At 29.9% G+C, this 25,756-nt stretch carries 21 protein-coding genes; 7 read left to right on the forward strand and 14 right to left on the reverse strand.

Features of this window, described 5'->3' with window-relative positions:
- Positions 1-131: 131 nt before the first annotated feature.
- From CLLI_RS14070 to gltS (CLLI_RS14085), 4 genes are all read left to right on the forward strand, one after another.
- Complete coding sequence (locus CLLI_RS14070) at positions 132-1,154, forward strand: ABC transporter substrate-binding protein (RefSeq protein ID WP_106064822.1); 1,023 nt, start codon at positions 132-134, stop codon at positions 1,152-1,154.
- 623 nt (positions 1,155-1,777) lie between these two features.
- Positions 1,778-2,968 (forward strand): sodium/glutamate symporter, encoded by a 1,191-nt coding sequence (gene gltS, locus CLLI_RS14075; protein WP_106064823.1) that lies wholly within the window; start codon positions 1,778-1,780, stop codon positions 2,966-2,968.
- A gap of 305 nt (positions 2,969-3,273) precedes the next feature.
- On the forward strand, positions 3,274-4,467 hold the full coding sequence (gltS, locus tag CLLI_RS14080; protein ID WP_106064824.1) for a sodium/glutamate symporter: 1,194 nt from the start codon (positions 3,274-3,276) through the stop codon (positions 4,465-4,467).
- Between the two features lie 363 nt (positions 4,468-4,830).
- Positions 4,831-6,024 carry a sodium/glutamate symporter gene (gltS, locus tag CLLI_RS14085; protein WP_106064825.1) on the forward strand — a complete coding sequence of 398 codons (1,194 nt, stop codon included), beginning with the start codon at positions 4,831-4,833 and terminating at the stop codon, positions 6,022-6,024.
- Between the two features lie 87 nt (positions 6,025-6,111).
- On the opposite strand, the gene CLLI_RS14090 is transcribed toward gltS (CLLI_RS14085), so the two are convergent.
- The 10 genes from CLLI_RS14090 to CLLI_RS14135 form a co-directional block, all read right to left on the reverse strand.
- The gene (locus CLLI_RS14090; protein ID WP_106064826.1) at positions 6,112-10,425 is read right to left on the reverse strand and encodes a 2-hydroxyacyl-CoA dehydratase; all 4,314 of its coding nucleotides are present in this window, start codon (positions 10,423-10,425) and stop codon (positions 6,112-6,114) included.
- Positions 10,426-10,592: 167 nt separating this feature from the next.
- Positions 10,593-11,207 (reverse strand): V-type ATP synthase subunit D, encoded by a 615-nt coding sequence (locus CLLI_RS14095; protein ID WP_106064827.1) that lies wholly within the window; start codon positions 11,205-11,207, stop codon positions 10,593-10,595.
- Positions 11,207-12,586 carry a V-type ATP synthase subunit B gene (locus CLLI_RS14100; RefSeq protein ID WP_106064828.1) on the reverse strand — a complete coding sequence of 460 codons (1,380 nt, stop codon included), beginning with the start codon at positions 12,584-12,586 and terminating at the stop codon, positions 11,207-11,209. The genes CLLI_RS14095 and CLLI_RS14100 overlap by 1 nt, the downstream gene beginning before the upstream one ends.
- A 15-nt stretch (positions 12,587-12,601) precedes the next feature.
- Complete coding sequence (locus tag CLLI_RS14105; RefSeq protein ID WP_106064829.1) at positions 12,602-14,371, reverse strand: V-type ATP synthase subunit A; 1,770 nt, start codon at positions 14,369-14,371, stop codon at positions 12,602-12,604.
- A 12-nt stretch (positions 14,372-14,383) separates the two neighbouring features.
- Positions 14,384-14,983 carry a V-type ATP synthase subunit E gene (locus tag CLLI_RS14110; RefSeq protein WP_106064830.1) on the reverse strand — a complete coding sequence of 200 codons (600 nt, stop codon included), beginning with the start codon at positions 14,981-14,983 and terminating at the stop codon, positions 14,384-14,386.
- 10 nt (positions 14,984-14,993) lie between these two features.
- Positions 14,994-15,302 carry a V-type ATP synthase subunit F gene (locus CLLI_RS14115; RefSeq protein WP_106064831.1) on the reverse strand — a complete coding sequence of 103 codons (309 nt, stop codon included), beginning with the start codon at positions 15,300-15,302 and terminating at the stop codon, positions 14,994-14,996.
- 40 nt (positions 15,303-15,342) lie between these two features.
- Positions 15,343-15,768 carry an ATP synthase subunit C gene (locus CLLI_RS14120; protein ID WP_106064832.1) on the reverse strand — a complete coding sequence of 142 codons (426 nt, stop codon included), beginning with the start codon at positions 15,766-15,768 and terminating at the stop codon, positions 15,343-15,345.
- Between the two features lie 35 nt (positions 15,769-15,803).
- Positions 15,804-17,762, reverse strand: a complete 1,959-nt coding sequence (locus CLLI_RS14125; RefSeq protein ID WP_106064833.1) for a V-type ATP synthase subunit I — start codon at positions 17,760-17,762, stop codon at positions 15,804-15,806.
- An 11-nt stretch (positions 17,763-17,773) separates the two neighbouring features.
- Complete coding sequence (locus CLLI_RS14130) at positions 17,774-18,820, reverse strand: V-type ATPase subunit (protein WP_106064834.1); 1,047 nt, start codon at positions 18,818-18,820, stop codon at positions 17,774-17,776.
- A 3-nt stretch (positions 18,821-18,823) separates the two neighbouring features.
- Complete coding sequence (locus CLLI_RS14135; RefSeq protein ID WP_106064835.1) at positions 18,824-19,147, reverse strand: hypothetical protein; 324 nt, start codon at positions 19,145-19,147, stop codon at positions 18,824-18,826.
- 247 nt (positions 19,148-19,394) lie between these two features.
- Between CLLI_RS14135 and CLLI_RS14140 the strand changes: the two genes are divergently transcribed.
- The 3 genes from CLLI_RS14140 (at position 19,395) to CLLI_RS14150 (ending at position 21,444) form a co-directional block, all read left to right on the forward strand.
- On the forward strand, positions 19,395-20,153 hold the full coding sequence (locus CLLI_RS14140) for an ABC transporter ATP-binding protein (protein ID WP_106064836.1): 759 nt from the start codon (positions 19,395-19,397) through the stop codon (positions 20,151-20,153).
- Position 20,154: 1 nt separating this feature from the next.
- A complete protein-coding gene (locus tag CLLI_RS14145) occupies positions 20,155-20,952 on the forward strand; it encodes an ABC transporter permease (RefSeq protein WP_106064837.1) in 798 nt (265 codons plus the stop codon).
- Positions 20,953-21,090: 138 nt separating this feature from the next.
- Positions 21,091-21,444, forward strand: coding sequence for a tetratricopeptide repeat protein (locus CLLI_RS14150; protein ID WP_106064838.1), 354 nt, complete (start codon positions 21,091-21,093; stop codon positions 21,442-21,444).
- Between the two features lie 42 nt (positions 21,445-21,486).
- Here the strand turns inward: CLLI_RS14150 and CLLI_RS14155 are convergent, their stop codons facing one another.
- From CLLI_RS14155 to CLLI_RS14170, 4 genes are read right to left on the reverse strand one after another with little or no spacing between them, the layout of a single operon-like run.
- The gene (locus tag CLLI_RS14155) at positions 21,487-22,347 is read right to left on the reverse strand and encodes a polysaccharide deacetylase family protein (RefSeq protein WP_106064839.1); all 861 of its coding nucleotides are present in this window, start codon (positions 22,345-22,347) and stop codon (positions 21,487-21,489) included.
- A 34-nt stretch (positions 22,348-22,381) separates the two neighbouring features.
- The gene (locus CLLI_RS14160) at positions 22,382-23,557 is read right to left on the reverse strand and encodes a transglutaminase-like domain-containing protein (RefSeq protein ID WP_106064840.1); all 1,176 of its coding nucleotides are present in this window, start codon (positions 23,555-23,557) and stop codon (positions 22,382-22,384) included.
- A 29-nt stretch (positions 23,558-23,586) separates the two neighbouring features.
- Positions 23,587-24,249: a recombination regulator RecX gene (gene recX, locus CLLI_RS14165; RefSeq protein WP_242975615.1), complete on the reverse strand. Its 663-nt coding sequence runs from the start codon at positions 24,247-24,249 to the stop codon at positions 23,587-23,589.
- 27 nt (positions 24,250-24,276) lie between these two features.
- On the reverse strand, positions 24,277-25,506 hold the full coding sequence (locus CLLI_RS14170; RefSeq protein WP_106064841.1) for a M16 family metallopeptidase: 1,230 nt from the start codon (positions 25,504-25,506) through the stop codon (positions 24,277-24,279).
- Positions 25,507-25,756 lie beyond the last annotated feature (250 nt).

Genomic DNA, 25,756 nt, shown 5'->3' on the forward strand with positions numbered 1-25,756 from the left:
ATGAAATTTAATATGGAGTAATTCTTGCCTCAAATCAATCATAACACTGTAATATTAATGTAACAATACTATGATTCACATTATAAATTTCCAGTCATATTATACATTAGAAAAATTTTTTGGAGGTTAATATGAGAAAGAAAAATGTAAAGATTGTATCACTATTGGTTACATTATTACTTACTTCTACTATATTTTGTTCATGCAAAAAAACTGAAGAAAAAGCCATGGAAAAAGTAAGACTTAACGAAGTGGTACGTTCTGTATTCTATGCCCCTATGTATGTAGCTATAAACAAGGGCTTCTTTAAAGAATATGGCATAGATATAGACTTAACTACGGGACAAGGAGCAGATAAAACCATGCAGCAAGTATTAAGCGGGAGCGCTGACATTGGATTTTGCGGACCGGAGCAAGTTATCTACATTTATAATCAAAAAAGGGAAGACTATCCCGTTATATTTGCACAATTAACTGAAAAAGATGGTTCATTTTTAGTAGGAAGAAAAGCTGAAGAAAACTTTAAATGGGAAAATCTTAAAGGCAAAACTATTATAGGAGGAAGACCTGGAGGGGTTCCCGAAATGGCTCTTGAGTATGTATTAAAGGATAAAGGATTGGATCCAAATAAAGATGTAACATTAATTACTAATCTTGCTTTTACAGCCACCGCTGGAGCTTTTAAAGCTGGTACAGGTGACTATGTTGCATTATTTGAGCCTACAGCTACAATGCTAGAGAAAGACAATTCTGGAAAGATAGTGGCTTCTATAGGTAAATCTGCCGGCGTTATACCTTATACCTGTTTCTTTGCTACTAAATCTTACATTGATACGAAACCTAATGTTATTGAAAATTTCACAAAAGCTATTTATAAAGGACAACAATGGGTATTAAATAATAGTGATAAAGACATAGCTAAAGAGATAATTTCCTTCTTTCCAGGAACTGATGAGGATGTTATAACTTCAGTAATCAAAAATTATAAAGATATACATGCCTATGCAGAAAGCCCTGTTTTAGAAGAAAAAAATTTAGATAGATTAATGGACATAATACAATCATATAAATCTGACTTAATTCCTGAAAAGCCGAGCTTTGATAAAATTGTTAATAATACTATAGCCAATAAAGTTATAGAAAAATCCAAATAAAATCCATATAACATTAACCATTTTATTTTTCAATAATAAGTTCACTTTGTAAAATGCCATACGTTTAATATGTATGGCACTTTATTCCATATATTCCTTTAACCCCCCAATAATGCAAGATGTATATTTATAAATTGCATTTATGAATGTTAATTCACTTAAAGCCACGCATCCAATATACATCAATTGATGTTAATTTTTCTATAGTTTTTTATATCATTTAATATTTATTTTTTATTCAATTATAGTTCATAAATATTAATTATTAAATAAAAAATGCCAATTGTTAAATTACGGAAACATATTGGTATATGCGGGTTTACTAAAGAATTAAATACACTAAATATACCCTTTGTTTCATTTAATTACTTAAGAAATAGATTGTTTATATATCCCACATTATTACATAAATATGACCCTATTCCAAAACAAAAAATCATTTGAGGATTATTTTAATATTATTTAATTTTATGTGAAAAATGAATTTTTTTTAAAAAAACTTTCATTTTTTTTAATTTTTACATTGATTTTTATAAAACATTTTTGTATAATAAGCTTGTATTAAGGGAACGTTATATTAAAACGTTTTTAATACAAAATTTGTATCGAAAGGTGGACTTATTATGGAAATTAAATTCGACATGATGCAAACTACAGCTATGGCAGTGGTTATCTACTACTTTGGTGCTTGGCTAAAAACAAAGTGGTCAGTGCTTGAAAAATTCTGTATACCTGCACCGGTTGTAGGAGGACTTATCTTCGCAATTTTAAATCTTGTTTTAAAAGAAATGGGAATTTTACAATTTACTCTTGATACTACATTACAAAAACCATTTATGATGGTATTCTTTACATCTATAGGATTTACAGCTAGTATAGAACTTGTTAAAAAAGGTGGATTACAAGTTATTATTTTCTGGATATGTGCTTCTGTGCTATGTATACTTCAAGATGGTTTAGGCGTAATCTTATCTAAAGCTTTAAATGTTAACCCATTACTTGGACTTATCTGTGGTTCTGTAACAATGACAGGTGGACATGGTACTGGTGCTGCTTTTGCTCCAGTGTTTGAGAAAATGGGATTACAAGGCGCAATGACTGCAGCTATGGCAGCAGCTACTTATGGTTTAGTATTTGGTTCTTTAATAGGTGGACCTCTTGGTAAACGATTAATTGAAAAGAAAAACTTAAAACCTCACCCAGAACTTTATACATCTGCTGAAGAAACTGAAGCAACTAAACATGAATTAATTAACTATGAAGAAATATTTAAGAGTCTTGCATTATTGTTAATAGCAATTGGTGTAGGTGCTGTACTTGAAGGTTTCTTTAAGAACTTAGGTATTACATTACCATCCTATGTTAACTCAATGATCATCGCTGCTATTATATTAAACGTTGGAGAATCTACTGGTAAATGGCATATTAACCAGAAGTGTACTGAAATCTTAGGAACTATAGGACTTAATGTATTCCTTTCAATGGCCTTAATTAGTTTACAACTTTGGCAGCTTGCAGCTTTAGCTGGTCCAATGCTTGTTATACTAGCTTCTCAAACTGTATTAATGTGGATTTTTGCACTTTATGTAACATTTAACGTAGTAGGAAGAGACTTTGATGCTGCTGTTATAGCTGCTGGTCACTGTGGTTTCGGTATGGGAGCTACTCCAAATGCTATGGCTAACATGAGATCAGTTGTTGAAAAATTTGGACCTGCTCCAAGAGCATTCTTCGTATTACCTATAGTTGGTGCTTTCTTAATTGACTTTACTAACGCAATTATAATCACAACTTTCGCAAATATATTCCATTAATATAAATTAAAATATAAACCAATATTTCTGATAATAAATTTTATAAAATGCTATATGCTAAATACATATAGCATTTTTTTACGCCTTTTTTCTGCAAATTGAATTTAATTCAATAGCGAAATATGAATTATTTAGGAATTATTTTAATATTGTTTAACTTTACGCGAGAAAATGAAAGTTTTTCAAAACAATATTCACTTTTTTAAATTTTCGCATTGCTTTTTCTTGATGAATTGAGTATAATAATCTTATATGAGAAAACGTTTCCTTATATACCAAATTTTATATTGAAAGGTGGATTTATTATGGAAATTAAATTGGACATGATGCAGACTGCCGCCCTAGCTGTAGTAATTTATTACTTCGGCGCTTGGCTAAAAACAAAATGGTCAGTACTTAACAAATTCTGTATACCTGCACCAGTTGTAGGTGGACTTACCTTCGCAATTTTAAATCTTATTTTAAGAGAAAGTGGTCTATTAAAATTAACCCTTGATACAACACTGCAAAAACCATTTATGATGGTATTCTTTACAACAATAGGTATGACTGCTAGTATAGAGATTATTAAAAAAGGTGGACTACAAGTTATTATTTTCTGGTTATGTGCTTCCGTATTATGTATATTCCAGGACGCTCTAGGAGTTGTCTTAGCTAAAGCACTTAACCAAACCCCATTCTTAGGATTAATTTGTGGTTCTGTAACAATGACAGGTGGACATGGTACTGCTGGAGCCTTTGGACCGTCATTCGAAAAAGATTATGGCGTAGCTAGTGCCACAACTCTAGCAATGGCAGCTGCTACTTTTGGTCTTGTTGCGGGTTCATTACTTGGTGGACCTATTGGCAAGAAACTTATTGAAAAGAAAGATTTAAAGTCAAATGCATCTGCTTATGAATCTGCTGCAATTAAAGAAGAAGCTACAAATGAAGCAGTAGATTATCCAGAATTATTCAGAACTTTAACTATAATACTAATATCAATAGGTCTTGGTGCTGTACTTGAAGGATTCTTCAATAGTATACATTTTAAATTACCATCTTACGTAAATTCAATGATTATAGCTGCTATTATATTAAATGTTGGGGAATCTAGTGGTAAATGGCATGTTAATCAAAAATGTACTGAAATATTGGGTTCAATAGGACTTAACATATACTTATCCATGGCTTTAATAGATTTAAGACTTTGGGAACTTGCTGCAGTTGCAGGTCCAATGCTTATAATACTTCTTGCACAAACTGTATTGATGGCTATATATGCTTACTTTGTAACATTCAATGTAGTAGGTAGAGATTATGATGCTGCTGTTATGGCTGCTGGACACTGTGGCTTTGGTATGGGAGCTACTCCAAATGCTATGGCTAACATGAGATCAGTTGTTGAAAGATACGGACCTGCTCCAAGAGCATTCTTCGTACTACCTATAGTTGGTGCATTCTTAATTGATTTTATCAATGCAATTATAATCACGGTTTTCTCAAATATGTTGGTTTAAAAATAAATAAAAAAGACTGTGGAGAAATTCACAGTCTTTTTTTTATTTATTTTTTGTATATTTTAATTTTTCATAATTAAGATACTTTAAATATAAGTTAATCAATTGATTTTCTTAGCTTTATCTATTATTCATTTTTTATTATATTCCTCTATTTTTCTATAAAATTCTACCTTTTTATTACACTTTTTTCATGTACTTTGACAAGTTTTTAAAAAAAATATTGAATTTAAAAAAAATTTATGCTAATATTGTACATGTTGTAGCTTAGTCAATTAATCCATTATCTATAATGGATTAATTGACTAAACCAATATTAAAACTTTAAATAATAAAAAAATGATAGAAAGGCGGTTTTTTAATATGAACATCAAATTGGACATGATGCAAACTACAGCTGTAGCAGTAGTAATTTACTACTTTGGTGCTTGGGTAAAGACAAAATGGCAACTACTTGAAAAATTTTGTATTCCAGCGCCAGTTGTAGGAGGACTTATTTTTTCTATTGTAAACCTTATACTAAGACAAAACGGGCTTTTAAATTTAGATCTTGATACTACATTGCAAAAACCATTTATGATGGTATTCTTTACAACAATAGGTATGGGAGCAAGTATAGAACTTGTAAAAAAAGGTGGATTACAAGTTGTTATTTTCTGGTTATGCGCTTCAGTATTATGTATATTCCAGGATGCTCTAGGAGTTATTTTAGCTAAAGCACTTAATCAAAGTCCATTCCTAGGATTACTTTGTGGTTCTATAACAATGACAGGTGGACATGGTACTGGTGGAGCCTTTGGTCCATTATTTGAAAAAGATTATGGCGTTGTAGGTGCTACTGCAACAGCAATGGCTGCTGCAACCTTTGGACTTGTTATGGGTTCAATAATCGGTGGACCAGTTGGTAAAAGATTAATCGAAAAAAAAGGATTAAAATCAGTTGCACCTAAACAGGAAACTGCTGCTGCTGCTGCTGAAGCAACAAATGAAGTTGTAAACTATGAAGAACTTTTCAAAACTTTAGCTATTGTATTAATATCTATTGGTATTGGTGCAGTACTTGAAAAATTCTTTATAAGCATACATATAACATTGCCATCATACGTTAACTCAATGATTGTAGCTGCTATTATATTAAACGTTGGTGAATCTACTGGTAAATGGCACATTAATCAAAAATGTACAGACATACTTGGTAACATTGGGCTTAATGTATTCCTTTCAATGGCTTTAGTTGGATTAAAATTATGGGAACTTGCTGCTGTTGCGGGTCCAATGCTTATAATATTAATTGCTCAAACTATACTTATGGCATTATACGCAACATTTGTTACATTTAACTTGGTAGGAAAAGACTTCGATGCTGCTGTTATGGCTGCCGGTCACTGTGGTTTCGGTATGGGAGCTACTCCTAATGGAATCGCTAATATGACAGCTGTTACAGAAAGATATGGAGCTGCCCCAAGAGCATTCTTCGTATTGCCTATAGTTGGTGCATTCTTAATTGACTTTACTAATGCAATTATAATTACAACTTTTGTTAACTTCTTTAAATAAAAAATTATAGCTATTTTAAAAAAATGCTTTTCTGAAAAAATTCAGAAAAGCATTTTTTTAATAATTTATCTTATAGCTGCCATCTAACTAGCCAACCACATGTTCACTTTCTTTTCCATTATTATATTTTTTATCCTCACCTTCCTCTCCCTGATCATATTTTTTATTTTCACTTTCATATTGTAAATTTTTATAAGCTACAGATAGCATTAACTTTATCCTATTTAACTGATTTACTTCACTAGCCCCTGGATCATAATCTATAGCTGCAATATTAGTTCCTGGATAAACTCTCTTTAATTCTTTAATCATACCTTTTCCCGTAACATGATTAGGTAAACAAGCAAAAGGCTGCATACAAATTATGTTTTTTACTCCCCCTTCTATAAGTTCAATCATTTCAGCAGTTAAAAACCAACCTTCACCAGTCTGATTGCCTATAGAAACTATAGGTGAAGCTGATTCTGCTAACTTTTCAATTTCTTTTGGAGGGGTAAATCTATTACTATTATTTAAACACTCTTTCATTTCTCTTCTATAAAACTCCATAGCCTTTATAGCACCATTACTTATTACCATATTTATCTTACTGCCAGATAATTTTTCATATTTATAATTTGCATCATAAGCACAATACATGAAAAAGTCTAATAAATCCGGTACTATAGCTTCTGCCCCTTCCTCCTCAAGCACATGGACTATATTATTATTGGCCGTTGGGTGGAATTTTACTAGTATTTCTCCTACTACGCCTACTTTAGGCTTAATAACATTGTCTACTTCTAAACCATCAAAATCTTTTACAATATTAAATATATTTTCTTTGAATTCTTTTCTGCTTCCATTCCTTACATTAATCTTGCATTTTTCCATCCATCTTTCAAATAGCAGATTAGCAGATCCATGGATTTTCTCATAAGGTCTTACTCTATATAATACCCTCATTAACAAGTCTCCATATACTACAGCCATTAGTCCTTTATTTATAAGACCTAATGATATTTTAAAGCCTGGATTTTTTTCAATTCCGATTACATTGGCAGATATTACAGGTATGTTTGAAAAACCAGCCTCTTTCAATGCCTTCCTCAAAAATCCTATATAATTAGTAGCTCTGCAGCCACCTCCAGTTTGTGAGATAATAACTGAGGTACTATTTAAATCATATTTACCAGATTTCAATGCTTCAATTATTTGACCTACTACAATTATAGAAGGATAGCAAGCATCATTATTAACATACTTTAATCCTTGATCTATAGCCTTTTTATCCACAGAAGGCAATACCTCTAATTTATAACCAGATACTTTAAAAGCCTCTTGCACTAATTCAAAATGTATAGGAGCCATCTGAGGACACAATATAGTATAAGTTTTCCTCATATCTTTAGTAAAAATTATTCTTTTCTGTGCTGATATTCGTTTTTCAGGTTTAAAATTATTCTTTTTCCTTTCTGCCATAGCTGCCATTAAGGATCTTATTCTAATCTTTATTGCACCTAAATTACTTCCTTCATCAATTTTTAATACAGTATATATTTTCCCATAAGAATTTAATATCTCTTGAACCTGATCAGTAGTAACAGCATCCAATCCACACCCAAAAGAATTTAACTGTATAAGTTCTAAATCTTTCTTTTTAGCTACAAAGGTGGCTGCTGCATAAAGTCTTGAGTGATACATCCACTGGTCTACAACTCTTAATGGTCTTTCAACTTTATCTAAATGACATACTGAATCCTCAGTAAGTACAGCTATACCAAAAGAAGTTATTACCTCAGGTATGCCATGATTTATCTCTGGGTCAACATGATAAGGTCTCCCTGCAAGAACTATGCCTTTTTTGCCGGTAGATTTTAAATACTGGAGAACTTCTTCACCCTTTTTCCTAATATCATCTTTAAATTTTCTATCTTCTTCATATGCTTTATCTACTGCTTTGCTTATCTCGTCTTTTGATATGCCAAAGTCATGAAACTCTTCATAGAGTCTTTTTATCAGTCGCTTTTTATCATCAATTGGCAAAAAAGGATCCATAAATCTTATATTTTTTTCTTTAAGTACATCCATATTATTCTTTATTACTTCTGGATAAGAAGTAACCATTGGGCAATTAAAATGATTATTTGCTTCCTTTATTTCCTTTTGCTCATGTGGAATACATGGATAAAATATAAAATCTACTCCACTGTTTACTAAGCTGGCAATATGTCCATGTACCAATTTTGCAGGATAACAAGCAGACTCTGATGGAATAGTTTCTATACCTAACTCATATAACTTTTTGGAAGATCTAGGAGATAACTGTACCCTGAACTTTAAATTTGTAAACATGGTAAACCAAAATGGATAATTTTCATAAATATTAAGTACCCTTGGAATACCTACTGTTCCTCTTGTAGCTTCTTGTTTACTCAAAGGTATATAGTTAAATAGTCTATTATATTTGTATTTATAAAGATTAGGGATATCCTTGTTATCCTCTTCTTTTCCTATTCCTCTCTCACATCTGTTTCCTGATATAAATTCTTTACCATTACCAAATTTATTTATAGTTAATAGGCAGTTGTTAGCACACTTGCCGCATCTTCTCATATGAACAGAAGTATTAAAATCTTTTAGTCTATCTAAATTAACTAATGTGCTAATATACCCTTCACAATATCTTTCCTTTGCAATCAATGCTGCTCCAAATGCTCCCATTAGCCCTGCAATATCTGGTCTTACTACTTCCCTTTCTGATACAATCTCAAATGCTCTAAGCACTGCATCATTATAGAATGTTCCGCCTTGAACTATTATTTTTTTGCCAAGTTCCTTAGGATTTCTTATTTTAATTACTTTGAATAGTGCATTCTTTATTACAGAATAAGATAATCCGGCAGAAATATCCCCTACTGAGGCTCCTTCCTTTTGCGCTTGTTTAACCTTAGAATTCATAAATACAGTACATCTTGATCCTAAATCTACAGGGTTTTTTGCTAATAATGCACATTCAGCAAAATCCTGTACCTTCATATTTAGTGAATTAGCAAAAGTTTCAATAAAAGATCCACATCCAGATGAGCAAGCCTCATTTAGCATAATGCTATCTATAACGCCATCTTTTATTTTTAAACACTTCATATCCTGCCCGCCTATATCTAAAATAAAGTCTACTCCTGGCAGGAAAAATTCCGCTGCCTTATAATGTGCTATAGTTTCAACTTCACCTAAATCTACGGATAATGCAGCTTTTATAAGAGCCTCTCCATAGCCTGTTACTGCTGAATTTACTATTTTAGCTTCCTTAGGCATTATACTATATAATTCTTTTAAAATATTGATGGTTGACTTTAATGGGTTTCCTTCATTGCTACCATAATAAGAGTATAAAAGCCTTCCCTCCTTATCTATCAATGCAGCTTTTGTAGTGGTAGACCCTGCATCTATTCCCAAAAAACACTGTCCCTTAAAATTGGATAGTTCTCCTCTAGTTACTGTACTATTATTATGTTTTTTCCTAAAATCAGTCAAATCCTCCTTGGTAGGGAATAAAGGTTCTAAGATTTTTACATTTTCGTTAGTACAATTTTTCATATTTTCTAATCTATCTTTTAACTCTTTAAAACTTATAGTCTTATTTCCTTTGGCAGCTAAAGCCGCTCCAATGGCAACAAATAATTGTGAATTCTGCGGAAATATAATTTCATCTTCTTTTAATTTTAAAGTCTCTATAAATCTATTCCTTAATTCTGATAAAAAATATAATGGTCCTCCAAGGAAAGCTACATTTCCTTTTATAATCTTACCGCAAGCTAACCCACTGATGGTCTGATTTACTACTGCTTGAAAAATAGAGGCTGCTATATCCTCTCTTGCTGCACCTTCATTTAATAAAGGCTGAATATCCGTTTTTGCAAACACACCACATCTAGCTGCAATGGGATGTATAACTTTGTAATTCTTTGCTAAATCATTTAATCCTGCTGCATCAGTTTGCAGCAATGCAGCCATTTGATCAATAAATGCTCCAGTTCCACCTGCACATGTACCATTCATTCTTTGATCTATTCCGCCTCTAAAAAATGTAATTTTAGCATCTTCTCCACCTAATTCTATAGCTACATCAGTACTAGGTATAAACCTTTCTATAGTATTTGTGCACGCTATAACTTCTTGTATAAATGGTATGTCAAGCCACTTAGATACAGAAAGGCCGCCAGATCCAGTTACCATAACATTAATATTTCTATCATTAATAACTGCATAAGCTTCATTTACTACATCAACAATGGTACTTTTTATATCTGAAAAGTGCCTTTGATACTTACTATAAATTATTTTATCATTGCAATCTAAGGCTACAATCTTTATTGTAGTTGATCCTATGTCTAGTCCTAAATGTAATACTTTTTCCATAATGCTATCACCCTTACAATAATAATAAAATTTTATACCTTTATATAACTAAAAAATAACCAAATATTTAAAAAAATAGCCATATATTTAAAATATATGGCTATTATATACTTTTAATTACTTTAAATCAATAGACATAAATGGCTAATTTATCATATTTAAGCCAGTTATCTATGCTTTTTCTTCTTAACAACTTTAAGTCTAAAGAAATCTTCTCTTTCCTTTTCTTCTAGTACTTCGTCAATATTTTTAATTAATTCTTTAAACCTTGGAATCTGTATGTTTTGAAGTGCATTAGCCCTTTTCTGAGTTTTTTTAACTTCCATTGATAATATATATACTGCATTTTCAACTTCTGCTAGTTCATATATTAAATATCTAACTTTATTAAATTTTTCATAGGCAATGTCCATAGCTGTATTAGTTTTATAAAAACTATAGTTATGGTTTATATCCTGTTTTTCAAATTGAATATGTGGAACTTCTACCCCCATAACAGATTTGAAAATTATATTATAATCCTTTGCTTCAGGTATAGTCAGTGCTATTTGATCTACAACTTGTATTCCCATGGTTATATTAGCATTTTTTAATGCTTCATAGGCTTCATTAAAAGTTACATTTATTTCTTCTCCTAATTTTTTTGACATCTCTACATATGACATTATTTCTCTAATAAGTACATTTCTTTTTTTATCCAATAATTCAAAGCCTTTTTCTGAAAAATCCAAAGAACTTTCTGCACTAATCAAATTGGCTTTAGTTGGAGCTATATTTTCCATTAAACATCACTCCTATAGTACTTATCCAATAAATCTGGGCTTATTCTATCTAGTTCTGATTTATCTAAAATACTTAACATATCCCATGCTAGATCCAAAGTTTCATCTATATCTCTATTTTCATAGAATCCTTGATTTAAAAATTTATTTTCAAATTCTTTTCCAAATTTCATATATGTTTTATCTGCTGGTGATAATTCATCCTCTCCTATTACCTGTGCTAAAGCTATTACATCTTGTACATGAGAATAGCTGGAAAATATTTGATTTGCAACTTCTGCATGATCCTCTCTAGTAAATCCTTCACCTATTCCATCCTTCATCAATCTAGAAAGAGAAGGCAATATATTTACTGGAGGATATATATTTCTTCCATGTATGGATCTACTTAAAACTATTTGCCCTTCTGTTATATATCCAGTTAAATCTGGTATTGGATGAGTTATATCATCATTTGGCATTGTTAAAATAGGTATCTGAGTTATAGAACCACTTTTCCCATTCATCATTCCTGCTCTTTCATATAATGATGCTAAATCTGAATATAAATATCCTGGATATCCTTTTCTACTAGGAACCTCTTCCCTTGATGATGAAATTTCTCTTAATGCTTCACAATAGTTTGTCATATCCGTCATAATAACCAAAATATGCATTCCTTCCTCAAATGCTAAATATTCTGCCGCTGTTAAGGCACATCTTGGTGCTATTATTCTTTCTACTATAGGGTCATCAGCTAAATTTGTATACATTACAACTCTTTCTAATACACCTGCTTCTTCAAAGCTTTTTCTAAAGAAATCTGCATCATCATGCTTTATTCCCATAGCAGCAAATACCACTGCAAATTTTTCATTACTATTTTCGCTTATCTTTGCTTGTTTTACTATTTGAGCAGCTAATTCATTATGAGGCATACCATTTCCCGAGAATATAGGAAGCTTTTGTCCTCTTATTAAAGTTGTAAAACAATCAATAGAAGATATTCCTGTTTGTATAAAGTCCCTTGGATATTTACGTGCTACTGGGTTCATTGGCATACCATTTACGTTGTATTTTTTTGAGCTGTATATCTCTCCTCCTCCATCTATAGGCTCTCCTACACCATTAAACTCTCTTCCTAAAATGTCTGTAGAAAGGCTAATCTCAAGTGGTTTTCCTTTAAAAGATACAACAACATTACGAGTGGATATGCCTGTTGTAGACTCAAAAACTTGTATTATTGCTTTATCCTTGTATAGTTGAACTACTTTACCTTTTCTTTTCTCTTTTCCGTCTACTTCTATATCAACAATTTCATCATAGGATATTCCCTCTACATCAGATAATACAATTAAAGGACCTTGAACCTTATCTAAAACTAAATATTGCTTCTCCAACTTTCAAATCCCTCCTTACTGTTGCTTATATTTCATCATAAGTTCTTCATAAAAACTTTTTATTTTTTCTTCTAATTTATCTATACCACTAAAATCATCATTAGGAATATTGTATTTCATTTTGTATAAACCATCAAATATTTCCTTATTCTTAATTTGAGAGATTGGAGCTCCCATCTTTACACAAGAAGATGCTTCGTCATATAACAATTCTATAGCTTTTAACATCTTATATTGCTTTTCCATGGGAACATAGGTATCGACTTTATGATATGCATTTTGTTGTAAAAATCCTACTTTTAATATTTTTGCCACTTCCAAAATTAATCTTTGATCATCAGGTAATACATCTTCTCCAACTAATTTTACTATTTCTTGAAGTTTATTCTCCTCAAATAATATTCTAAGCATTTTTCCCCTTAAAGCCATCATGTCTGGTGCTATATTATCCTCATACCAATTTTTTAATGTGGGAACATATCCGCTGTAACTTGTAAGCCAGTTAATAGCAGGATAGTGTCTTGAATAAGCAAGCTTTCTATCCAAACTTAAAAATGCACTTACAAATCTTTTAGTATTTAATGTTACAGGTTCTGAAAAGTCTCCTCCTGCTGGAGATACTGCACCTATAACTGTTACAGAACCATCCGTACCATTTAAGTTTTCCGTATAACCTGCTCTTTCATAAAATTCAGCTATTCTAGAAGGCAGATATGCTGGATACCCCTCTTCTGCCGGCATCTCCTCAAGTCTTCCAGAAATCTCTCTTAAAGCTTCTGCCCATCTAGATGTGGAGTCTGCCATTATTGCTACATGATATCCCATATCTCTAAAATATTCTGCTATAGTTATACCTGTATATATGCTTGCTTCCCTAGCTGCAACAGGCATATTAGATGTATTAGCTATTAGCACAGTTCTATTCATAAGTGATGTATTAGTCTTTGGGTCAATTAACTTAGGAAAATCCTCTAATACCTCTGTCATCTCATTTCCTCTTTCACCACAGCCTATATATATTATTATGTCTGCATCTGACCACTTGGCTAATTGGTGCTGAGTCATAGTCTTCCCCGTGCCAAATCCTCCTGGTATAGCAACAGTTCCTCCTTTGGCAATTGGGAAAAAGCTGTCCAAAATTCTCTGTCCTGTAATAAGAGGTATGTTTAAACTCTTTCTCCCTTTAATAGGTCTTGGCTTTCTAACTGGCCACATTTGATATGATTTCAGTTCATATACATTTTGTTCATCTTTAATTTTAACTATATTTTCCTCTATATTATATTTACCACTTTCATTTACCCAAATAACTTCGCCTTTTATATTAGGTGGAACCATTAACTTATGAGTAATAAGTGGTGTTTCTTGAATCTTAGCGTAAATATCTCCACCTTTTAGCTTATCGCCTTTTTGGGCTACTACTTCTATATCCCACTTCTTGTCACTATCTATGTTTATTAATCCAATACCCTCTTGAATAAATCCATAATTTATTTCATTTATCTTTTTAAGTGGTCTTTCTATACCATCAAATATATTTCCTATTATACCTGGTCCCAATTTCACAGATAGTGGCATTTCCGTGGAAAATATTTTTTCTCCTACTCTTAGTCCAGAAGTTTCTTCATAAACCTGTATAGTGGCTATATCTCCTTCTAATATAATTATTTCTCCGATAAGCTTTTTCTCACCTACCATTACCATTTCTCTCATTTTAAAATTTGCCATCCCTGTTCCTTTAATTACAGGGCCATTTACTCCTATAATAATTCCGATCTTCTCCAAGACTACACCCCCTTATTTAAGAGCTTCTGTTACCATTATTCCTATCTTCTCTCTCTCATGATAAATATTGCTAAGTAAAGTATTATCTACTCTAAACTTCATATCTTTATCTTGAAGAATAAAACCTCCTATAATATCATCTTTACTTTCTTTTATCTGCACACTATCATTTAATCTATTTATCAGTTCATCTTTATATCTATCATAATCATTTTTGGATAAATAAATTATAAATTCTCTTTCATTATATTTTTTTACAGCTGAATCTATTCCCTTATATAAATATGATTTATATTCTTCTGTTTGAGAATACTCTTTAAGTTTACTCTTTAGTTCCTCTAACAGATCATTTATCATTTTTTCCTTTAGGTTTAATATTTCCTTTTGACTTTGTACTTGGGCTTTTGATACAATCTCTTTGGCTTTTATTTCAGATCTTTTTTCTATAACATTTATTGTTTTTTTCTTATCTTTGTCTATTTTTTCTTTTTCCTTTTTTAATATTTCTTCTTTTTCTTTTTCAAAAGCTTTTAAATCTCCTTTTATCTCTTCATCTATTTTATCAAAAACTATTTTAGAGAAAAGTTTTAATTTATCATCTATAGTAACCATATTTATCACCTCAAATCTTCAATCCAATAGCTTCTCTTATATAACCAACAATCCAGTCTGCTTCTTTTGAACTGCCATATCTATCAGGAATTTCTATTATCAATGGAAGATATTTAGATAATTTTATTGTCTTCACTTCCTCTTTTACAAGTGACTCTATTTTTTCAGTTATAACAATAATACCTATATTCTTATCCTTAGATAAGTCATCCATAATCTTTAAAACTTCCTCCCTGGTATGAACCACAGTTCCTTGTATACCAGCCATTCTCAATCCTACAAGGGTATCTATATTATCACTTATTAAATATGTTTTCATAATCACATCACCTCATTTAGCAGGGTTGTACACCTTCAATTTAAAGTTTTGCTAAAATCATAATTGAAATAATCAAGCCATAAATTGCTATACCTTCGGCAAGCCCAACATATATTAATGTTTTACCTAATATTTTTGGATCTTCTGATACAGCACCTAAGGCTGAGGAACCTACTGAACCAACTGCATATCCAGCTCCTATAGTTGCAAGTCCTGTGCAAAGGGCTGCTGCTATATATCCAAGTCCTACTGCTGTTCCTACTGATGCCTCTCCTGCTGCATGTACAATGTTAGGTATCATAAATATTATTGCTGCACTTATTATTGGTACAAATACTCCTAAATTTATTCTTAAAGCCTTTTTTAGTTTTGACTTTCCTGACATATCCTCTTTAAATCCTTCTACAAAACCATAAGTTATTGTCCCTATTACTATTATAAAGGCTGCTACTAACATGTAAATCATAATATTACCTCCAAATTTATTAATTATTATTTTATTTATTTTTCAAATCCTATAGGGTTAAACTCAAATCCTGAACCTTCATAGTACTTACTAAACAATTCATAATACTCTAACCTCAGGCCTTGTATGAATACAATTAACCCTTCCAATCCAATTATAATAATATTGCCAAGCACATACATAAATGCACTTCCAAAGCCGTTGTTTATCATTTGAGCCATGGATGCAAAAGCTATAAATAACCCAACATGGTTTAGTGCAAATGCACCAACTCTTATAAATGATATAGTATTTGAAAACATACTTAATAAAGTTTCAATAACACCAAAACCACCCTCTATATAATAATCACTTTTGTCTTCATTATATAAGGGCCTTTTTTTCAAAATAATATTAGCTATAGGCTGTTTAAATACCATAAGTGCTAAAAGCACTACAAATAAGATTACCCATGTATTTGTATTTAAACTTTTAACATTATTAATTTTTGTATATGCAAATACTAATAATGATATATAGAATACCAAACCAACCAATCCATTTTTACCAAACAATCCATTTTCCAAATCACCTTTTTTAGCATTATTAATAAGGCTATATATAAATCCTATAATTAAAAAACCACATCCAAGGATTATTGCAAAAATCAGCATTTCTTTTATATTTTCCATAGGTCTTATCAATAACGGATCTATTACATCTTCAAATCCAAATACACTTCCATATAAGAATCCAAAAATGGTGGAACTTATTCCAAGCCTAGCTAAAATGCCTCCGAAATTGTAATTATTCTTTTTGTATTTTAGATAAAGACCAGCCAATAGAAAGACTAAGCCTTGTCCAACATCTCCAAACATTAATCCAAACATTATCATATAACTTATTGCAAAAAAACATGTAGGATCTGTTTCAGTATAACTAGGTACTCCATACATATATACCATACTCTCAAAAGGCTTTACTGCGGGGTTATTTTTTAATTTTGTTGGTGGTTCTATATCATCATGTACTCTGTCTGGGGATCTTTCTATAATAACTATTTTAGAATCAAAATAACTCATTTTTTCTTTGAATCTATCCATCATGCTTTCTGCTACCCATCCACATAAATAGAAGAATTCCCTAGTATGCGCAACATACTCTTTTAAATGCAAGCTTTTCTGTTTTAGCTGAAAGCTTCTCCTAATTATGGCTATATCCCTTTTGTATTGAGTGTATATATCTTCAAGTACCTTTTCTGAATCCTTTATATCTGCATTAACATTTATTAGTTCATTATCTATTCCTTCTGATATATCTTTAGGTGTACCAGTATAATCTATGGGTAAAATTAATTTCTTGGCATTTAATGACTTAAATAATTTTTCAATTTCACCTTCCATTATTTTAGGGGCAAACACTACAGCTACTTGAAATTCTCTATCCTTATAATCACTTATAATGATAGCAGGTATATTTTCATAGTTTGATTTAATCTTTAAATAATTACTTTTGGGCAATCTAAATACCCTTATATAAAAATTTTTTAAGTTTTTTAAGTCTTCTATAGTTAAATCTATATCCTTAATATAGCTAATATTTTCTTTATATTCTTCTAGTTTCTCCTTTTTAGTCCTATAAAAAGATAAATCTTTATTAGCCTTTTCAAATTTTTTAATAATAAAATCTAACTTTTCTTCTAATTTGCTGGAGTCTAATATTAGCTCATCGTCACGTACTTTTTCATCATCTTTTTCAATTATTTCATCTAGTTTTTTTATCTTCATCTTAATTTGTGAATAATCTGTTTTATTAACATATGGTCTTACATGATTAAAATCAATCAATGCATCTAAATTATTTTCAGTAACAGATAAATTAAAATCACTTCTGCCTATTTCATCAATTGCATTTACAGGATGAAGGGAATTAGATAGGACTACATATTCAGCTACATCTTCTAAAATATCCATAGACCCTACTACATTCACCATAGTCATCTTTTCAATTGACACAAAATCACCCCCTAATTAATAGTGGTCACATATTTTAAAGTCTCTTCACTGCTTATGCTGTATCTTTTGCTCTCTATTATAGATACTATATCTGTTATTTCTAACAATGCCAATTCTAAATATGCTATAGCTACGGATATATTGTTCTCATTTTTTTTCTGATATTGAAGATACATTTTCTTTAAGTAATTGTGAATATCCCTTTGAATTAAGTATTCATCTTTTTTACCATCTTCAAATACCTCACTATAGCTAGTCTTACTTACCAATTTAGAAAACTCCTCCATATCCTTTGAATAGCAAAGCTCCTTTAATGAATTTATATTTAATTTATACCCATTGTAGACAGTATAATTTAGTAATTCCTCAGGACTCATTGTGTAATATTTTTTTCCTCTAAATATCCATTGAATATTTAACAGATCATTATATACACCTAAAAACTTATTCATTAATTCTTTATCTTCATTATTAAGGTTATTTATAAATTTTTTTATAGAATTAAAATGGATAAAATCTAGTGCAGTTTCTATTCTAAATAGCCCTTCTTCTTTTATCCCTTCTATAATATGACCCAAGTATTTATAATATTTTGTATCCTTAAGATATTCTCCTACTTCATACACATCTTTGGCTTCAATTAACTTATCATAATCTACATTGCTTAGTGGGCTTCTATATGTGATCAAAGATTCTAATTCCTCTTTGCTTTTTCCTAAATATTTAGCTCTAAAAATATTTTTTAAATCCTCTACTTCAAATCTTATAAACAATATACTGAATAATTTTTTATAATTTCCACTAAAATAATGACTTAATTTATAAAAATTTTTAATATAGTTTTCCTTCAATATATGCTCAAGTTGTATCCTATGAATATCCTCTATATCGTATTCCTTTAAGACATCATAATATGGCGTTTCTTCTTTTAAATAATTAACAGCCTCACTGTAATCCTTAGTTTCTATGATTTTATTATATTGATCACTACTTAAGAACTTTCCTTCTAGTGCCTTTATTTTTGTATTTACAGCAGCATACTTTGCTATACTACCCATTTCCTATTCCTCCTTAGGAGAACTCAAAATATCAGAAATAGTTTCTTGTATTATTTTATCTTTTGCATTTTTAAATTTTTCATATAATAAATTAACCTGTTCCTCCTTTTGACTTTTTATACTCTCTACCTGCTTTTCTGCTTCTACTATAGTCTTTTGCTTAGTTTCCTTTTCAATATTTTTTATATCAGTTTCTTCTTCTCTAGTCATAGCTTGTATTTCGTTTTGTAATTCTTCTCTTTTTTTCTCTATTTCCTCTTTTTTGTTCTCTCTAAATCTTTCTGCTCCTTCATCTATTGCTATAATTCTTTTAATTGTAAATTCCATATTAATCACCCCTATTTCTAAAATAATTGCTTGAAATTAATGGTTTATATATACCCTTATTTTATAACCCCTTAAAATATATCCCAATTATAGCACACGCAACCATGGCTTACAAATGTAATTCATATAAGTTTTCAAATAATTAATATTATTAATTTAACCTTATTATTTAACATTATCTTGTCCACTCACATATACTAAATTATGATTTCATTAGTTTTATAACTTAATATAGGAGTGAATTATTATGGGAAAAGTAGAAATTAAAGAAGTCTACATGAATTATCATTCATTAAAAAGCTCAACTAGTGCACTGAATAACATATCTTTCTCTGTTAATGATAGTGAATTTTTAAGTATTGTAGGGCCTTCAGGCTGTGGTAAATCTACTATCCTTAATATTATTGTTGGACTTTTAAAGCCTTCATCTGGTGAAGTATATATAGATAGCGAGTTAATCAATGGTGTATCACCTAAAATTGGATACATGTTTCAAAGGGATCATTTATTTGAATGGTTAACTGTTTGGGATAATATAATGCTTGGACTAAAAATTCAACACAAGTTGGATATAGAAAAAAAAGATAGAATTATTAATTTACTAAAAGATTATAGCCTTTGGGATTTTAAAGATCATTATCCCAATGAATTATCTGGTGGAATGAGGCAAAGAGTAGCCCTTATTAGAACCTTAGCATTAAATCCAGAAGTTCTACTGTTAGATGAGCCATTTTCTGCATTAGACTACCAAACAAGACTTAATGTTAGTGACGATATTTACAAAATATTAAAAAAAGAAAACAAAACCGTTATAATGGTTACCCATGACTTATCAGAGGCTATTTCTATGTCTGATAGAATTTTAGTACTTTCCAATAGACCTGCAAAAATAAAAAAAGAACTCAATATTAATTTTGAATTAGATAGTGTCTCTCCACTAAAACGTAGAGAAGCTCCTGAATTTAGAGGGTATTTTAATGAATTGTGGAAGGAGTTGAATTCTTAATATGGTAGACTTTCAAAAAGAACATGATATATATATTAAAAGCATAGAAACCAAAAAAAGAAAAATTATTATTACTAGGATACTGATACTTATATTATTTTTTCTCCTTTGGGAAATAGCTGGTGACTTAAAATGGATAGATCCTTTCTTGACTAGTACACCTTCAAGAATGTGGAAAAGCCTTGTTAAAATATATAACGAAGGAACTTTATTTCGCCATATTGGCATTACCTGTTTTGAAACAATAGTAGGATTTATTTTAGGAACTGTTTTAGGTGCCTTAGTAGCCGTATTATTATGGTGGTCGGATTTTCTATGCAAGGTTTTAGACCCTTATTTAGTAGTATTGAATGCCCTTCCTAAAGTAGCTTTAGCTCCAATAATAATCTTCTGGGTTGGAAATGGTCAAAAAGCTATTATAATAGTAGCTCTATTAATTTCAGTGGTTGTGACAACTATAAGCGTTTTAAATGGTTTTAATGAGGTGGATGAAGATAAGATAAAACTGTTAAAAACCTTTGGTGCATCAAAATTTCAAATATTAATTCATCTTATAGTTCCTGCATCAATACCTACTTTAATATCTGCTCTTAAAATAAATGTAGGCTTGTCTTGGGTAGGTGTAATAATGGGGGAATTCCTTGTAGCAAAAGATGGATTAGGCTTCTTAATAATATTTGGCGGGCAAATCTCCCAATTAGATATGGTTATGATGAGTATAATAATCCTTTCAATTCTAGCTTATTTAATGTATGAAGTAGTAGCCATTATAGAAAAAAAATTTAGGATTAACTCTTAAAAAAATTGTGGTCAATTTTTTTAAGTGTATAATAAATAAAAATCTGGTTATTATTTCTAATGGAATATTATTTAATTAAGATAAATATATTTTATTAAGGTCTATATCTTTTAGAAAGATACTAAGGGAGGATTTAAGATGAATTATTTTCAAAAAGCTAATGATTACTATAATTTAAAAGACTATAAAAAAGCAATATCACTATACCAGAAAGCCATTGATGCAAAGGAAAATGAAGCTGCTTCTTTGTATAATTCAGCAGTTTGCTTTATAAAATTAAAAGAATACAATGAAGCAATTTCATTATTAAAATCCGCCATATCCTTAAAAAGAGAAAGTAAGTATTTTTTTAATTTAGGATATTGTTATACTATGATGAAAGATAATAAAAAGGCTTTAATATATTTTAACACTGCTTGGTCCCTAGATAATGAAGATAAGGATTGTGAAAGAGCAATTAATTTAATAATAAACAGTTATAAGAAAAAATAAGTTTGTGAAGAAAAAGTATCTTCACAAACTTATTTTTATATTTTAATATAAGGGTCTAAATTCATATCCTTGACTTTTTAAGTATTCTATAATTGATGGCAATGCTTGTGCAGTTGTTTCTTTTGCTGGTGCATCGTGCATTAAAATTACTAGATGTTCTTGTCCTGCAGCAGTTTCCTCAAGCCTTGAAAGGAGTCTATCTGCTGGTACACAATTTGCCTCTGCATCGCCATTAAGAGCATTCCAATCAATATATCTATATTCTGATTCCTTCACTGCTTCTTTAAATGGATTCATCCTATTCCCAAAAGACCCTCCTGGAAATCTTATCAACTTATTGTCATAGTTTTCTCCCAATATGGATTTTATTACATTATCACATTTTCTTATATCATTTAAGAAACTTTCTGTACTAGAATATATCTGGTTATAATCGTGACTATAGGTATGAATACATACTGAATGTCCCTCTTTATTTTCTCTTTTCACTAATGCGCTATTCTGATTTGCCATTTTCCCTATTAAAAAAAATGTAGCTTTTACATTATATGTTTTTAATATATCTAATATTTCAGGGGTTACATTTGCAGATGGCCCATCATCAAAAGTTAAATATACAATTTTTTTGCCATCAGGTTTATATGGATCTAATACTGGCTGCAACTTTTCTTCACTTTTAGGTATATTATTTTCTACTTTGCTTTCATTTGTCTTCTCTACAATGTTGTTATTCTTTTGCGAATGATTTTTAATATCTTCATTATTCTTAACTGCACTAACTACTACACTATTCTTTTTCCCTGCATGGCTTCCAGCTAAAAAACCTATAGAAAAAAGAACTAAAAACCATATAAATAAACCCATGGTCTTTTTAAATTTGCCTTGTTTATATTGCCTATTCAACTCTATCCATCCCCCTATTATACAGGTAAAATAATTACCATTCTCCAGCAATATTTGAATTCTTATGGTCTAAGTCAAATCTTTTGCTGTTGAAATAATTCCCGCCTTTATAAAAAGTAGTATCTACATTAATCCATTTATTTTCTTCTGGTATATAAACTTGATTCCAGGCATGACTTACCCAACTAACGCCATTAAATCCCTGACCTGTTATTAGCCTTACTTTTATTCCATTTGCTCTACACATTGCTACATATAAACAAGAGTAATCAAAACAAATACCTTTTTTACTTTGAAAAGTTGGTATAGCACCGGATTTCACATCAAATTCATTGTTTAATACTTTATAAGCCTTATCATGATCGTAGGAGATATTGTTTCCTATCCAATTATACAATACTTTAGCTTTTTCTTCTTCTGTAGACTGATTTTCCACTAAGTCTCTAGCAAAACTATCAATTTGCTTATTGGATCGTACCCCTTCATTTAGTGTAACTCCATTATAATATACTATAGTTTTACCCTTTGTATTTTTATCTAAAGTATCTTTAGAATAACTATTTTCCTTTACTACTATTTTAAAGGAATTATTAATTATATCAGGTAATTTTCTAGCTAACTTTGAGTTTGTAACTGGAATAACTACCTTTTTACATATATAGTTATATGCTTCAGAACTTTCTAAATACCTATTAAATGCTTCATTTGTATAGAAAATGGATACAATATTTAAGGAAAAAGTTATGAATAACACATATCCTATAGCTTTTGGAAATTGAAATAATGCCCCTACAGCACTTCTAAATATATTACTTTTTCTCTTTAAGTACTTCTCTATATGATCCAAAAATGGATATAAAGTTATATTGCTTATAATATTTAATATCACAGCAATAACCTTATATATTAGAAGCATAAATAATGGCATTAATATCAAATATATAACAAAAGGTTTGTCCTCTATATATTGTATTATATTTGCTGGAATAGATTCATATATTGTTTTATATATTCCACTGTCATGTTGAAAAAATAATTTTTTACCCCAATATGTTCCTAAAAAAAGAGCAGCAATAAAAGAAGTAGTTTTGTTAAGGTCTTCTATGTCAATTTTTAAATCATTAGAAGAAAATTTAAATAAAAATCCTTTTATTAAAGGACAAATAATGGCTAAAAATATCACCGCTGTTATAGGATTAATATCAGGCATAAAATCACCCCTTCAACCAAAAATAATAATTAATCATTATTGATAAACTTATCTACTACGTGTTTAACATCTTCAAAGCTATATCCTTTTCTTATAAGAAAATCCCCTAACTTTTTATATAACTTTCTTTTGTCATTTTCTCTTTTTACTAATTGATTATATTTATTTTCTGCTATTTTTACAAGAGCTTCCGCTTCTGTATTTGAATCCATATTTTCTAATCTTTCACTTATTATACTTTTATCTATACCCTTTTGTAGTAATGAGCACCTTATCTTGTTTCTGCCTTCTACCCCAATCCTCTCCTTTATATACATATCAGCATATTTTGAATCATTTATAAAATTGTAGTCTTTTAGGAAAATTACAACTTTTTCTATAGTTTTATTCTCATAACCTTTACCAAATAGTTTATCATAAACTTGCTTTTCTGTTTTATAACTTTTTTCCAATAATTTTAATGCGTCATTTTTACATTTAATATAATTATCCTGTTCTATTATTTCTTTAATGAAAGAAATATCTATGCTTTCACCGGGTTTCAAACCATACCTATAAATAATCTCTGCACTACAGGCAAATAAAAATTCATCATCAACATATATATTAACTCTATTTTTATTTTTCTTTTGTAACTCTATTTTGCTTATTCTATTATTTAAACTATCGATTTTATCTAGATGCTTATCCAAAATACTCCTCCTAAAAAATTTAAATTATTATTGATTTTTTAAAATATGAATTGTTGGATTATTTAATACCTTTCTTCCTACATCATATATATCCTCTTTCTTTATATCATCAATCTTTTTCATGTCCTCAATAAAAGCATATATATTTTCTCCATCTATCATTTGATGAAGAATGTAATTACTTAAATCCGTGCCATCTTCTAAGGTAAAAGCTACAGCTGTTTTTAAAACCTTTTTCATTAGATTTATACTACTATCATCAAATACAATGTTTTCCTTTTTAATATCTTCTATACAGCTATTTATCATTTTAATTGTTTCCTCTACATTTTCTTTTCCTACAGCAGTATATATATATAAGGATTTAACATAATTAGTGGTATCTATACTTGTATATACATCATAAGCTAATCCTTTTTCTTCTCTAAGCTTTCTGAAAAGTATGGAGTTAGCACTATCTCCAAATTTATAATTTAATATTTTTAATGCTAGTTCTCCATGCTTATCCAGGTTGTGGAAAGTAAATAAATATAATATAGTACTTTGCTCTATGTCACTTTTATATGAAGTAAATATTCCTGGAATATTATTTTCTTCTACTACAGTATTTTTTATAAAATTCCTAGGTGTCCAATCTTCAAAGTATTTATTTATAATTTCTAATATATAATCATGCTCATAAGGAGATACTATAGAAATATAGCAATTATTTGGTACATAATATCTATGATAAAAATCCAGTAGTAGTTCTCTAGAAAAAGAATTAACATGTTCCTCTGTTCCCAAGATATCATACTTTAATGGACCATTCTTAAAACCTATTTCATTTATTCTATTAAAGCTATAGTCTTCTATATCGTCTTTGCTTGTCCTTATTTCTGATAAAATCACTCCTTTTTCCTTTTTCATTTCATCTTTAGGAAATATAGAGTTCTTCATCATATCACTTAAAAGCTCAATGGAATTTTCCAATTCATCTATCAATGCTGTTATACTAAAAACAGTACAATTATGATCTGTATATGCATTGTATTCCCCCCCAAGAGCTTCTAATTCATTATTTAATCTTTCATTATCCCTATTATTTGTTCCTTTAAATAACATATGTTCTATAAAGTGGGAAATACCTCTTTCTGAGCTTTTTTCATATAATGAGCCTACTTTTATGCCTATATGAATAGAAAAAATCTGGGTGTCTTTTTTTACAGAAATTAATTCTATTCCATTAAATAATTTATCACGTTTTGACTGAAACATTAAATACTCTCCTTTAACTAAAAATTATTACGCTTAGATTATTATAATTTATATTTTGTTAAAATGGAAATAAATCTTTCCCTACCATTTCTAATATAATGCTGCAAAACAATTGTATAGGAATGACTTAGAGTATAATTTTAGTAGGCAAAAGTAGTAATAATTACTGCTTAAAAAATTAAAAGGAGATACAAAAAGTATCTCCCACATACATAAAAAATCCATTATAATGTAAGTTGATATTACTATA

The organism is Clostridium liquoris, assembly GCF_002995785.1.
GTDB classification, from domain to species: Bacteria; Bacillota; Clostridia; order Clostridiales; family Clostridiaceae; genus Clostridium_AO; species Clostridium_AO liquoris.